This is a genomic window from Pseudomonadota bacterium (assembly GCA_022361155.1).
In the GTDB taxonomy this organism is placed as follows: Bacteria; Myxococcota_A; Polyangia; order Polyangiales; family JAKSBK01; genus JAKSBK01.
Window position 1 is genome coordinate 1 of sequence record JAKSBK010000275.1, and the last position, 13,049, is coordinate 13,049.

The 13,049-nt window shown below is 66.4% G+C and carries 12 protein-coding genes; 9 read left to right on the plus strand and 3 right to left on the minus strand.

Annotated features, from left to right (window positions below; all coding sequences use genetic code 11):
- From MJD61_10320 to MJD61_10340, 5 genes are all read left to right on the plus strand, one after another.
- On the plus strand, positions 1-236 hold a 236-nt coding region (locus MJD61_10320; protein MCG8555664.1), incomplete at its 5' end, for a hypothetical protein.
- 107 nt (positions 237-343) lie between these two features.
- Positions 344-1,783 carry an insulinase family protein gene (locus MJD61_10325; protein MCG8555665.1) on the plus strand — a complete coding sequence of 480 codons (1,440 nt, stop codon included), beginning with the start codon at positions 344-346 and terminating at the stop codon, positions 1,781-1,783.
- Between the two features lie 211 nt (positions 1,784-1,994).
- The gene (ruvX, locus tag MJD61_10330; protein ID MCG8555666.1) at positions 1,995-2,483 is read left to right on the plus strand and encodes a Holliday junction resolvase RuvX; all 489 of its coding nucleotides are present in this window, start codon (positions 1,995-1,997) and stop codon (positions 2,481-2,483) included.
- Complete coding sequence (gene mltG, locus MJD61_10335) at positions 2,446-3,564, plus strand: endolytic transglycosylase MltG (GenBank protein ID MCG8555667.1); 1,119 nt, start codon at positions 2,446-2,448, stop codon at positions 3,562-3,564. Before ruvX ends, mltG begins: the two co-directional genes overlap by 38 nt.
- 385 nt (positions 3,565-3,949) lie before the next feature.
- Positions 3,950-4,699, plus strand: a complete 750-nt coding sequence (locus MJD61_10340; protein ID MCG8555668.1) for a TetR/AcrR family transcriptional regulator — start codon at positions 3,950-3,952, stop codon at positions 4,697-4,699.
- On the opposite strand, the gene MJD61_10345 is transcribed toward MJD61_10340, so the two are convergent.
- From MJD61_10345 to MJD61_10355, 3 genes are all read right to left on the minus strand, one after another.
- On the minus strand, positions 4,661-5,284 hold the full coding sequence (locus MJD61_10345; GenBank protein ID MCG8555669.1) for a hypothetical protein: 624 nt from the start codon (positions 5,282-5,284) through the stop codon (positions 4,661-4,663). The two genes, MJD61_10340 and MJD61_10345, sit on opposite strands and share 39 nt — an antisense overlap.
- Complete coding sequence (locus MJD61_10350) at positions 5,281-8,253, minus strand: TIGR03960 family B12-binding radical SAM protein (GenBank protein MCG8555670.1); 2,973 nt, start codon at positions 8,251-8,253, stop codon at positions 5,281-5,283. Before MJD61_10350 ends, MJD61_10345 begins: the two co-directional genes overlap by 4 nt.
- Positions 8,254-8,376: 123 nt before the next feature.
- Positions 8,377-9,108, minus strand: a complete 732-nt coding sequence (locus MJD61_10355) for a hypothetical protein (protein ID MCG8555671.1) — start codon at positions 9,106-9,108, stop codon at positions 8,377-8,379.
- A 374-nt stretch (positions 9,109-9,482) separates the two neighbouring features.
- On the opposite strand from MJD61_10355, the gene MJD61_10360 reads away from it, so the two are divergent.
- From MJD61_10360 to mqnE, 4 genes are all read left to right on the plus strand, one after another.
- Positions 9,483-10,256 carry a ubiquinone/menaquinone biosynthesis methyltransferase gene (locus MJD61_10360; protein ID MCG8555672.1) on the plus strand — a complete coding sequence of 258 codons (774 nt, stop codon included), beginning with the start codon at positions 9,483-9,485 and terminating at the stop codon, positions 10,254-10,256.
- The gene (locus tag MJD61_10365) at positions 10,253-10,840 is read left to right on the plus strand and encodes a UbiX family flavin prenyltransferase (GenBank protein ID MCG8555673.1); all 588 of its coding nucleotides are present in this window, start codon (positions 10,253-10,255) and stop codon (positions 10,838-10,840) included. Before MJD61_10360 ends, MJD61_10365 begins: the two co-directional genes overlap by 4 nt.
- 359 nt (positions 10,841-11,199) lie before the next feature.
- Positions 11,200-11,730: a hypothetical protein gene (locus tag MJD61_10370; protein ID MCG8555674.1), complete on the plus strand. Its 531-nt coding sequence runs from the start codon at positions 11,200-11,202 to the stop codon at positions 11,728-11,730.
- A gap of 154 nt (positions 11,731-11,884) precedes the next feature.
- Positions 11,885-13,048 (plus strand): aminofutalosine synthase MqnE, encoded by a 1,164-nt coding sequence (gene mqnE / locus MJD61_10375; protein ID MCG8555675.1) that lies wholly within the window; start codon positions 11,885-11,887, stop codon positions 13,046-13,048.
- Position 13,049 lies beyond the last annotated feature (1 nt).

Here is a 13,049-nt window from a genome sequence, read left to right on the forward strand (position 1 = left end):
AACCGAGCCGCATGGTCGAACCGAGCCGCATGGTCGAACCGAGCCGCATGGTCGAACCGAGCCGCATGGTCGAACCGAGCCGCATGGTCGAACCGAGCCGCATGCCCGATCCACCCGCGCTGGTCGCCGCGCCCTCGTTTCCAGAGCATCCTCCAGGATCGCAACAGCGCAGCGACGAGAACTCCGATGGTGTCAACTATGGTTCCGGTGCCTCGACTACGGATCGGCGGCGTTAGAAGCGGCCTCGGGCACGCGGATGTGGATCGATGGAGCGGCTCGACGTTGGTGACCGGCTCGACGTTGGTGACCGATGGGGCCAGCGCCGCGTTCTCGCAAGGCAGTCATGAATAGGCACACTCGGGTTGTGTTCGCCCTCGCCCTCGCAGTTTCGCTTGCCGCCACAGCTGCCGGTGCCGACAAGCCCGCCAGCAAGGCGTCGGTCGGCGGGGAGCTCGAGTTGCCCCATCAGGCCCATACACTCGACAACGGCCTCCAAGTCCTGCTGCACGAAGACCACCGGCTTCCGTTGGTGGCCGTGAGCATCTGGTATCATGTTGGCGCTTTTCATGAGGCCCCGGGGCGCACGGGGTTTGCTCATCTATTCGAACACATGATGTTTCAGGGCTCCGCCCACGTCGCCGACGATCAACACATCTCCTTGGTGCAGCAGATCGGCGGCACGGGCGTGAACGGAACGACCTCCTTCGATCGAACCAACTACATCGAGACCGTTCCTACCCATCATCTGGAGACGGTGTTCTGGTTGGAAAGCGACCGCATGGGGTTTCTGCTACCCGAGCTCACGGCGGAGAAGCTCGAGACGCAGCGTCAAGTGGTGAAAAACGAACGACGCCAAAGCGTCGAGACTCAACCTTACGGCATCGCCGAAGAAAGGCTGTGGCAGGCGTTGTTTCCGCTGCCACACTCGTATTACGGCCGTGTGATCGGGTCGATGCAGGACCTGAACGCGGCCACCCTGCAGGATGTGCGCGACTTCTTCGTCACCTGGTACGCGCCGTCGAACGCTACCCTGGTGGTCGCGGGGGATATCGAGCCACGAGCGACCCTGAGACTGATCCGCAAGTACTTCGGAACACTGCCCGCGCGCCCCAGGCCCAAGCCGCCCAAGGTAGCCTCCGTGCGTCTCGATCGCGAGGTCGTCATCGAGCACGAGGAGGAGGTGGGACAGCTGGCAAGGGTCATGGTGGGCTGGCACTCACCGGCGTTTTTCGCGCCGGGAGACGCGGACGCGGACCTGCTTGCTTCCCTGCTGAGCGTGGGGCGATCGAGTCGACTGCAGGCACGGCTGGTTCACGAGCTTCAGCTCGCGCAGAGCGCCAACGCCAGCCAGGAGAGCCTGGGAAGCCAGTCGGTATTCAGCATCGAGGCCACCGCCCGACCGGGTGTCAAGGCCGAGCGGCTACTCGAGGAGATCGACACCATCCTGGACTCCGTGCGCAACGGCGATCTCAGCCAGAGCGAAATCAAGCGAGCGGCCGCGCGCTTCGAAACCGCCTTCATCACGGACCTTCAGCGGCTTGGAGGCTTTCGCGGGCGGGCAGAACAACTGCAGCGCTACAACCACTTCCTGGGTGACCCCGACTACCTGGCCCGTGATCTCGCCCGGTACCGCAACGTAAGCGTCCAGTCGCTGACGGATTTCGTCCGCAAGCAGCTCCCAAAGAAGCGGCGGGCGGTCCTGTTCGCGCGACCGAAGATGCACTCGGCTCAGCCGACGCAAGCTGAGCCAGGACAAGCCCCGTCGCCCCCCGGGGACCACTGACATGCCGAGCGCGTGGTCACCTGCGGCCAGGGAGTGTCGTCAAAATACTCCCGTCGATCCCGAGGCCCTCGAAATCGTGGGGTCTCCCGCCGCTCCTCAACGATGCACCACATCGCCTCGTCACGGCGAACCCCCCCACGATTCCGATCATCTTCGGGCTCTCGGTCCGATGTTGAAGACACTCCCTAGTACCTCGAATCACGAGTTCGGCATGCGAAGCTTGGGTGTCGACCCGGGACGCCGGCGGGTGGGCCTGGCCCTGAGCGACAGCGAGCTCGGTCTCGCGCTGCCGCACCGCACCCTGCAGGTCGCCGATACGGCTGAAGCGGCCAAGCTGATTGCGGCCGAAGCACGGCTGCAGGCCGTGGGGGAGATCGTGGTGGGCCTTCCGCTTCGCCTGGGCGGCGCCGAAGGTCCGTCGTCCCAACGTGCTCGCCGAATCGCAGCCATGGTGCAGGCCGAAACTGGCCTCGACACCGTGCTGTGGGATGAGCGGCTTTCGACCGCGGCAGCCCAGCGCTCGCTCGATGAGGTTGGAGCGCGCGGTACAAAACGACGTAAGCTGGTCGACCAAGTAGCGGCCGCCTGGCTGCTCCAGAGCTACCTTGATTCCAAGAGCGAGCCCGGCGATGGGCAAAGGAGCACAGCGTGCAAAGACCGTGATGCCAGCACGCCCGAGCCAAACGGGGGCACATCGTAGGTTGCGCAGGGCCCTGGGCCTGGCTGCGTTGCTGGTAGCCGCGACCCTGCTCGCGGCTCTGGGTTGGCTGGTCCTGATCTTCCCGAACCAGACCGGACCGGGACGGGGAACCATCGTGGCGGTGCGGATGGCAGCAGACGCGAGCCTTCCTCATGTTTCGAGCGCGCTGGGCCGTGAGGGAGCCGTTGTCCGACCTCGGGTTTGGTCGGCGTACGCCGCCCTGCTGGGAAGCGCAGACCGACTCCGGCGCGGCAAGACCGTTCTGCTGCGAGACAACATGACCCCGCGGCAAATCCTACAGCGGTTGGCCCGAGGCTACGGTGTGGCTCCCGTGCGTGTCGCGGTTCCGGAGGGACTCAATCGCTTCGATATCGCGCGCTTGCTCGAGCGCTGGGGGTTGTGCCGGCGCAGCGCGTTCCTCGCAGCCAGCAAAGACCCGGCGCTGCTGAATGAGCTCGGCATCCCCGCCGCAACTGCCGAGGGCTACCTGTTTCCCGACACGTACGAGCTGCACGAGAAGCTAAGCCCAAGGGAAATCGCGCGGCGCATGGTCCGCAACGGCCAGAGGCGGATCGGACGACTGCTGGCCGAGGGAGGCCGAGGCGACCTGGCCCAGCTTCAAGGCAAGCTTGGATGGCGCCTGCACGAAGTGCTCACCCTGGCATCCATCGTGGAGAAGGAGGCCAGAATTCGCAGCGAGCAGGCGCTCATCGCAGGCGTCTTCGTCAACAGACTGAGCAAGCCGGGCTTTGCGCCGCGTCGATTGCAGGCCGACCCCACCGTGGCCTATGGCTGCGTATCCACGCCCGAAAGCAGCCCGGCATGTGCCCGTTTCGATGGTAGGCGCGTCAGCCGTGCGATGCTCGCAGACTCCCACAACCCGTTCAACACCTACCGTCACGAGGGGCTGCCTCCCGGCCCCATCGCAAACCCGGGCCTGTCGGCGCTCCGCGCCACACTCCAACCGGCGGAGCACGATTACTACTACTTCGTAGCCCGCGGAGACGGCCACCACGAGTTCAGCGTCACGCTGGCGGAGCACAACGCAGCCGTGGACGCATATCGCCGCCGCGCCCGCTGACAGGTCGTATGACAAAAAAGCCGCGCCTGAGCGCCGAGTCAGGCCTCGGGGCTCGCCGCAACCAGCGCAAACCCATGGAGGGCTCCGTGAGGCGGGCCTGACGCGCAACGAGATTTCCGGGTCAGCTCCGCGACCGGCCCTCGGCCGCGCCGTTCGAGCAAGGGACAAGCCCGAGCCGGAAATGGGAGTTTCACGTCAGCTGGTTTGTCCGTGCAATCCCGATTCGTCGGATAATCCATATGGCCGCAAAAGTCCGGCGGAAACGCGAAACTACCGGCGCAATCCTGGCAGTCGTGCTATGAGCCGCCCCATCTAAGGAACATCTGGACCCTCTAGCCGGTACGCCACAGGTTCGGAGGCCAGAGGTCGGAGAGCCGAGGTCAGTATGAACGGCACAAACACCACGGAGGGGCGAGTCGAACCACAGCCCGCGGATCCGGCCACGTTGGCCGGAGCGCACGCCAAGAGCGGCAGTCAGAAGCGGCGCCGCGATCCGCAGGATTCCCAGCGTCGCATCCTGCAGGCGGCGGAGCAGGCGTTCGCCCGGCGAGGCTTCGAAGGCGCCCGGCTGCGAGATATCGCACACACAGCAGGCGTGCACCACGCGCTCGTGCATCACTACTACGAGGACAAGGAAGGCCTTTTCCGCGCGGTGCTGGAGAGCGCCCTGCAGCAGGTCTCTGCCCCGGCTCCCCCGCGTCCGGCCCCGGTGAGCGATCTGGGTGATGCACTGGACATGCTGGTCGATTTCGCAACCAACTTTTTCAGCTCGCACCGCAATCTGACGCTGATCATGGATGCGGCCTACCGCGATCCGGGCTCCACCGCCCACCGCGTGGTAAGCTGCGCCTACGATCAGCGGGTCAGACCGCTCTTCGGCAGGTTCGTGGATCGGATCAAGAGCGCGCAGCAGCACGGCTTGCTGCGTGACGACATTGATGCCCAGCAGCTGCTGGTCCTGACACTCGGAGTGGTGGCGTATCGATTTCAGAGCGGCACCGCAGCGCAGGTGCTCCACGAAGACAACTTCCAAGACCCCTCGGAAAGCAAGCGCACGCTTGTTGATTTCCTGGCGCGAGCGCTCATGCCGCAACGTTCAGGTGTTGGTTCCCTGCAGGCCCGGGATACGCAGTGACAGCCACAGCATGCCTTCGTCCGCCTGGACGTCGAGCACGTCCAGCGCGTCCATGACCGCAGCGCTGTATCGGCGTCTCATAGCGCTTCGCACCGCCGGTACGTCGCGAAGGTCGACCGTCACCCGATCGTGATCGCACAGGGAGACCGGCAGTCCGCCGGAAGCGTCAGCTCGGCCAAGGAGCACGCCCCACAAGGTGTGAGCGATCTCGCGAGCCACGACGGCGACGGTGTCCTGCGCCATACGGGCGGCATCGGCCGGCTGCACGCGAAAGCACACCTCTTTGGCTCCACCGGGAGCAAAGCGGCTCGAATACGGTATGAGGCGCGCGGCCAGCACGCGGCCGTCAGCATAGCTCACGTCCACCCGCAGACAGCCGGCGCTGGCCCTGACCGTGGCGGCTGCGACGCCGGGAAGGCAAGCGACCTTGCTCGTCAACACATGATCTGCAACCGCTACCCGGCCTTGCTTCAGCCCTCCTATCAGGCGGCGCAGCGGCCGGCCGGGCAAGGCCCGCAGACCCCGAGCCGCGGAACCGATCGCCCCGTGCACGAGACTGCGCAGCAGATCAACACGCGGGCTCACGAACATGTAGCCCAACCCGGACCAACATGGGCGCCCGGCGCCCGAGGGCGCAATCGATCGAGATCCGTGGGCACGATCCGCAGGCTTCCACGCACGGCAAAGCACCCGGTACGAACCCAGCGCGCCGGCAGATCGGGCACACCGCTGAGTGCTTCGAGGATCTCGCGGGGTCTGGCGGTGGTCGGCGCTGTGAGCCGGACCCGAAGGGACAGGGCCAGACACGCTCCGGCCACTCCGGCCCGCTCGAGCGCGTCGTTCACGGCGCTATCGTGCGCCACGGCCAGGCGGTTGGACTGCGTGGCTTCGCCGCCCGGGTCGCACGAAAGCCCCAGCTCCACGAGCGACTCCCTTACGTCGAGCGTCGCAGGCTCGGGCACGCGGCCGGCACGCCGGCGTTTGGTAGCGTGGCGCAGAACCCGCAAATCGGCACTCCGGTAGCGATGCGCGATCAGCCGGGCGAGGGCATCCGGGGAGGCCACATTGGCCGCTTGGAGCACCACGGCGGGCAGCGCGGCAACGTAGGTCGCTTCGTCGACAAGCCGGCTGAGGGAGGCGTCGTGAGCGGCCAGGGAGCGGACCACGAAGAACTCGAGGCCGGTTGCACAGACGCGCCCCAGCTCCTGGAGCAGCTGCTGGCTGTCAAGCGGGCCGGTTCCCGCGAGCTTCAGATCCACGTACTCAGCCAAGCTCGAGGTCCCCACGGCAAGCGCGGGTCCAAAGGTGAGCAAGGGCTTCGGGTGGAAGCCTGCCGAGCAGCGCAACGACAGCCCGGCCCGCCGGAACACCCTGGGAAGCATGCGCACCAGATCAAGATGGGATAGAAACGCCACCCGCCCGAGCTTGCGGTAACCGAGCCGAAGCCGGGCCGGCTCCTGCGACTCGCTGCCGGTCGAGCGCGACCCGTTTCCAGTTGAGCCAGTCCGCCCCATCGAGGCAGCGCGCCCGGTGCCGCCGGGCGTGTCGCCAACCACGCCGGGATCGTGCTGCCGCGAGCCCACGAGCGAGCCAGCCTGCGCGTGCTCGGCCTCCGGTTCGAGCGCGCCAAGGGCGCGCAGGTAAGACTCGCGCGTGTGGCGCATCTCATCGAGATCACAAGCGATCCCACAGTCGTAACAAACCAGGCGCCGCCGGTCGGCCCGAGCCTCCTTCAGGTTGGAGCTGTGAACGAACGCCCCCACCGCCTTGCCGCACGGTGGGCTTAGCCAATCGCGCAGCGCCTTACGATACTCCCGGGCCAGGAAGCCGTCCTCCAGGCCCACGTCGATGTGATCCCAGGGTAGTCTGGCGGAGACCGGCAACGTTCGTAGGCTAGCGGTCGGGTCGACGCCGGCCCGCGCAAACGCCTGCCTCCAGACCTCGGGCTCGAGCCGCTCCTCCCAGGAGTCGAAGCGGGCACCGCCGCGGTACGCACACTCGATGACACGAGCCAGGCGGCGGTCGCCACGGGCGAGCACGCCCTCGAGCCAGCTGCCGTGCGATGCGTGCATGCGCAACTTGACCCTGGTGCGGCGCGCCTGCTCCCGCAACAGCCCCTGCTTGCGCTGGATCTCGTCGAGCGGATCCATCGCACACCATTGGAAGGGCGTGTGCGGCTTGGGCACGTGGGTGCTGACGCTCACCGTGACTTGCGGGTAGCGGCCCGAAACCTCCCGGCCGACGCGCTGAGCGCGCGCTCCTGTCCGCACGATACCCTGAACGTCTTCGTCCTGCTCGGTGGGCAGGCCCAACATGAAATACAGCTTCATCTTCCCCCAGCCTCGCTCGAACACCCGCCGTGCGGTCTCCAGAAGCTGCTCCTCGGTGACATTCTTGTTCACCACGTCCCGCATGCGTTGAGTGCCGGCCTCGGGCGCAAAGGTCAGCCCACCCGCCCGCACACTGCGGAGCTCGTCCAGCAGCCCACCAGCCAACCCGTAGGCTCGCAGCGAGGAAACCGAAAGCGAGACGTTCTCCTGCTTGAGCTCGCGAGCGACCTTGCGTACCAGCGGCGCGATAGCGCTGTAGTCGGCGGTGGAAAGGCTGGTCAGAGAGGCCTCGTCGTAGCCTCCTTCGCGTACGGTGCGGCGCACCACGTCCACGATGTGCTGCGGGTCGCGCTCCCGCACGGGACGGTAGATCATGCCGGCCTGGCAGAAACGACAGCCTTCGGTGCAGCCGCGGGCGATCTCGACCGAAACGCGATCGAACACGGTCTCGCTGTTCGCCACGGGCCCGTCGCTCGGGTACGGATGCTCGCTCAAGTCGGCTACGAGGGCACGCTGGATCGGCAGCGGGGCCTCGGCCACCACCGGCCGGCTCACCACGAGCAACCCGGTCTCGGGCTCGAGCTCGGTTGCATACAGGCTGGGAACGTACACGCCGCCGAGAGCCGCCAGCCGGATCAGGCGCTCTCGCCGCGGCAACCCCGCCCGGGTGAGCGCCGACCAGGTCAACAACAGCTCCGGCGTCTTCGCTTCACCGTCGCCGATGACGAAGGCGTCGATGAAGGGTGCGACAGGCTCCGGGTGGGTGGCCGTGGGCCCTCCGGCGATCACCAGCGGGTCCTGCTCCGAGCGCTCGGAGCTACGAAGCGGAATGCCCCCAAGGTCGAGCATCAGCAGCACGTTGGTGAAGGTGAGCTCGAATTGCAGCGAAAAGCCGACCACGTCGAAGTCCCGCAGCGCACGCCAGCTTTCGAGCGATCGCAAGGGCTCGCGGTGGGCACGCAGCTCGGCCTCCATGTCCTGCCAAGGCGCGTACGCGCGCTCGGCGAGCAGCTTGGGGTGCTGGTTCAAGACGCCGTACAGGATCTTGAATCCCAGATGGCTCATCCCCACTTCGTACAGGTCCGGGAATGCCAAGCACATGCGGCACGCGGCGGCGTCCCAGTCCTTGACCACCTCGCCATGCTCGCCTCCCAAGTAACGAGCAGGCTTTTGCACGCGCTGCACAAAGCTCGTATACGGATGTTCCTCGGTAGGACGCGCCACGCGAGCCACCTCAGCCCACGGTCTTGAGCCCCCGGCGCTGGCGTGTCAAGAGCAGCGTCGGCTGTCGGCAGCCAGGTCGCAGCCGCTACGCGCGCAACCGTTGCGCACGCAGGGGCCGGGGAGCTACATCGCGAAGTAGTAGATGACGGCCAGGCTCGACGCCGCCCCGACCCCGGTCCCGAGGAAGGATTGCTTGACCGAAGCCTCCGAGCCCATGCTCTCAGCCGTCGCGGTCAGCGAAGCGTAGTGCAGCCCGGCAGTGGCCTGCAGCGAAAGACTGGGCAGGTCCACGAAACCGAAGTGCATCTCGGCGCCGACGCGCCCGCCCACCTGCAGCAGGAAGCCGCCCAAATCGGTCATGGGACCGCCGGAGCCGGACAGGAAGCCCAGGTTGAGCTCGGGTATCAACTCGAAGACCAAGTGCTTGTACGCACCCAGCACGACGGGCACGGCGCCGTGCAGCAGGAAGACGGTTGCCGACATCTCCTGCTTCGCTCCTCCGACCTCCATCGTGATGCCGGAGTTGGCGAACCCCAGCGCGGCCTCGATGGCGAGCTTGTCGCTCGTCCAGTGGCGGATGCCGAGGGCCGGAACATCAAGCTCCAGCGGGTTTTCGTCCGTGCCGGCAAGGAATTGCTGCCGGCCGAAGTAACCGAGACCCAACTTGCCCACGACCCCTGCGTGGTCGCCCGATCCGTGTCCAGCGTGATCTCCGTGCGGCTTGGGGGCCGGTCCCCACTGGTGACCGGACGAAGCGTCGTGAGAAGCATGACCCACGTCACCGAGCTCGGGGTTGTCCTGGGCCCGAGCCCCGCTGGCAAGGCTCGCCAGCAGCGGCAGTGCCGCAGCTACCAAGGACCGACCAAACGACCGTACATGCATTCCAAGCCTCCGGGTTTTGGAGCAGGCCACGTGAGAGTCTTCTCGGGCTGGCGTTCCCAAGAGCATCACGTTAGCCACACCCCACGGTCTGCCACAGGATCTACGCGACGCCTCCATATCACATCTCCTGGCGGGATCAAAAGCTTGCGGCGGGGAATCTTGGGGCCAAGGGCCCGCAACATAACTCGAGCCTTGCGACCGCGTTGCCGCGCGCCCGCGGGCCCTTGCGTCCCAAGGACTTGCGCTGCGCAACGATCGACTTCAGGCTCAAGGCTGGAAGGTCCGCAGTGCGACGCGGTCGGTGACTGCAGGGCGGACCCTGCGGGGGCTCGAGCCACGAGAGGCGTGTGACACCACGAGTACCGCGACAACCGCCAGCCGCGCTGCCGGTGGCGAGCATCCAGGCACGCTCCGAGTCGCGCGCGCTGGGTCACGGGCTTGCGGTCCGCTCGATGTTCGATCGCATCGCCGCAACGTACGATCTGCTCAATCGCTTGCTCTCGTTCGGCCTCGACCGCAGCTGGCGCAATCGCGCCTTGGCCGCTTTGGGTGCGCGGCTCGACGCGGGGGCGCCGCCCGGCCCCGTGCTGGACTTGTGTGCGGGCACGCTGGACCTATCCGTCTTGACGCTGCGCCGCCTGCCGGGGCGTGCCGTGGTGGCCACGGACTTTGCACGGGACATGTTGGTTCGAGGCCGCGCAAAGCTCCGGGACCGAGGCCATATCGCCATCTCGGACGCTCAGAAGCTGCCTTTTCGAGAGCGCAGCTTCGCAGGGGCAATCTGTGGCTTTGGTATGCGCAACCTCGCTCAGCCGACGCTGGGTCTGGCGGAAGTACATCGCGTGCTCAAGCCGAAGGGTGCCCTCGTTGTCCTCGACTTCTTCCGCCCCACGCGCGCCACCACCCGGGCGTTTCACGCCCTGTACGGTCAGGGCGTACTGCCGGCCGTGGGCGCGCTGGTTTCGGGCGACCGCCATGCCTACGGCTATCTGGCTCGGTCCATGCGGGGCTTCGTCACGCGCAGCGAATTCGCTCAAGCCATGCGGGCTGCCGGCTTCCGCGATGTCTGCGAAACCGACCTGACCTTCGGTGTGGCTTCTTTGGTGGGAGGCCTCAAGTGAGACTCGTGGTGGGCATCAGCGGCGCCTCGGGCGCACCGTACGCCAAGCGGATGCTGCAGCGGCTGGCAGAGCAGCGCTCGTCGCACGAGGTGCAGGTGCTTCTATCGAGAACCGCCGAGCAGGTCTGGGCGCACGAGTGCGACGGTCACCCCCGAGAGCTCGGCTGGCCGACTTTCGCAGGACGAGACTACGACGCTGCCTGCGCGAGCGGGTCCGCCGGGTTCGAGGCGATGGTGGTGATTCCGGCCTCGATGTCGTGCGTGGCCCGTGTAGCGCACGGCATCAGCGACGACCTGCTCACGCGCGCCGCGGATGTGGTGCTCAAGGAGCGCCGCAAGCTCATCGTCGTGCCGCGCGAGGCCCCGTACTCGGCGCTGCACATGGAGAACATGCTGGCTCTGACACGGCTCGGCGTGCTGGTGATCCCTGCCTCGCCCGCGTTCTACGCCCATCCCACGACCATCCGAGATCTGCTCGATACGGTGATCGATCGAGTCTTCGTGCACCTCGGGCTCTCGCACAGCCAGAAGCGATGGGGTTACGAGGTGCTTAGCCGCCACAAGACGACCCACGGCAATGCGTGACGCGCTCGACCTTGCCAACCGCCTCTGTCTGGGCCCCGCCAGCCGCCTCTGGGCCCTGCCAGCCGCCTGTGGACCTCGCGGACCGCGCCCGTTCGCCGGTCCGGGACGCCAGCTTCCAATTCTCGGTAACCAGAGCAGGCCCGCCGGTCTCATGAGCCCGATGCGATGGACCACGCCTTTTGGACCCGCGGAACAATCACTCATCCATTTCGCCGGTTGTGGCCACCGCTGGCTATGTTGCTCCTCCTCGAAGTATCCCCAATACTCCTCGTCGCGCCTCGCCGGCGGTGCCCAGTCCTCGCCGAAACACACGAGTTGTTCTTCCGCGGGCCCTTAGGATCCTGCTAGAGGAAAGCCGCATGGAACCGTTGCTCGAGCGTGCAATCCAGGAAGCCGACCTCGCGGATATCGCCTGTCGCATCCTACAAGGCGAGCATCTTCGCGGCGACGATCTCGCGCGTCTGCGCCGCAGCGACGTGCTGCTTGCTGCAGCCCTGGCAGACGCTTTCAGGGCCAGGTACCGGGGCGGCACGGTTCTTCTGCTGCGTGGCGAACCGTCGAGCTGCGCGCTGGACGCCCACACCGTCGAAGTGGATCTCGATCCCGTGCGTGGGATCACTGGACAGGAGGCCCTCGTGGAGGTCTCCATGGCACGGCTCAGCGTACCGGCCAAGCGAGGTATCGCGGTGTGCTGGAATGCGCTGGGAGTCGAGTTGGCCCAAACCGCGCTGCTCTTTGGCGCAGACGTGCTGTGGGGCGGAGTCGGCAGGCCCGGCGGCCTTCCGCTGGTGGGACAGGGCAGCCAGGCGGAGCTGGAGGGGCTCGTCGAACGCGCGGGCCGCAGCCCACGCTGGCACAGCGCACCTTGCGGGCCGGAGGAGCGACTGTGAGCTCGACCACGCCAGCAACCGCCTTGTTGCAACCAACCGCCTTGTTGCAACCAACCGCCTTGTTGCAGCCAACCGCCTTGTTGCAGCCAACCGCCTTGTTGCAACCAACCGCAGGGCCGAGCCCTACCGTTCCGGTTCGAAGCGAGGTGGTGAAATGAGAGGGCGCATCGACGGGATTGCCGCGCGGGTGCGCAGAGGCGAACGGCTGTGCTTTGACGACGCAATGGCGCTCTTTTTGGAACCCGACGTGCTCGCCGTGGGGTCCCTGGCAAACGAAATGCGGGAGCGGCTGCATGGGGATCGCACCTATTTCAACGTGAACATGCGCTTCGAGGCCACCAATGTGTGCGAGGCTTCCTGCCGCTTCTGCGCGTTTGCCAAGCTCGAAGAAGGGGCTGCGGGCGCCCATACCACGACCCTCGCACAAGCGCGGGAGGCTCTCGAGGCTCACCCCGACCCGGGCCTGACCGAGCTGCACATGGTCAACGGCTTACACCCCGGTTTGCCGTTCGAGTGGTACGAAGACCTGCTTCGGGGTTTCAAGCGCGTGCGTCCGTCGATCCACCTGAAATGCTTCACCGCGGTCGAGATCCACTACTTCGCGCAGAAGTTCCACATGACCTACAGCGAGGTGCTGAAACGCCTGCGCGACGCCGGCTTGGGCTCGCTGCCCGGTGGCGGGGCCGAGATCTTCCACCCCGACGTGCGCCAGCGCATCGCCCGAGACAAAGCCGACGCCGGCCAGTACCTGGCCGTACATGACACGGCCCACCAACTGGGCATCGCCAGCAACTGCACGATGCTCTATGGACACGTCGAGACCTTCGAGCACCGAGTCGACCATCTGCTGCGCCTGCGCGAGCAGCAGGATCGCTCCGGCGGATTCCAGTGTTTCGTTCCACTTGCTTTCCACAATGAAAACAACAGCTTGAAGCGTCTGCCAGAGCCTACCGCGATCGACGATCTGCGCACGATGGCGGTCAGCCGCCTGCTGCTCGACAACATCCCTCACATCAAGGCGTATTGGGTCTCGTTGACGGTGCCCACAGCGCAGGTGGCACTCCGCTTCGGGGCAGACGATCTGGACGGCACGATCGTTCACGAAACCATCTACCATGCCGCCGGAAGCACCGCGCCCATGGCCCTCACGCGCGACGAGCTCATACGACTGATTCGCGAGGCGGGACGCGTGCCAATCGAGCGCGGCACACTGTACGACGTGATCGAGGAGCTGTCACCCAAGCCACCCGAAGCCGCCCGCAAGGTCAGAGAACGGCACCTCCCGAGCCGAGCCTTGCGGCTTGCCGACAGGGCTTGAT

Bases quoted from the DNA above. Each gene is read 5' to 3' on its own strand.
- mltG (MCG8555667.1), top strand. From the start codon at position 2,446: ATGCCAGCACGCCCGAGCCAAACGGGGGCACATCGTAGGTTGCGCAGG.
- ruvX (MCG8555666.1), top strand. From the start codon at position 1,995: ATGCGAAGCTTGGGTGTCGACCCGGGACGCCGGCGGGTGGGCCTGGCC.
- mqnE (MCG8555675.1), top strand. From the start codon at position 11,885: ATGAGAGGGCGCATCGACGGGATTGCCGCGCGGGTGCGCAGAGGCGAA.
- MJD61_10370 (MCG8555674.1), top strand. From the start codon at position 11,200: ATGGAACCGTTGCTCGAGCGTGCAATCCAGGAAGCCGACCTCGCGGAT.
- MJD61_10340 (MCG8555668.1), top strand. From the start codon at position 3,950: ATGAACGGCACAAACACCACGGAGGGGCGAGTCGAACCACAGCCCGCG.
- MJD61_10325 (MCG8555665.1), top strand. From the start codon at position 344: ATGAATAGGCACACTCGGGTTGTGTTCGCCCTCGCCCTCGCAGTTTCG.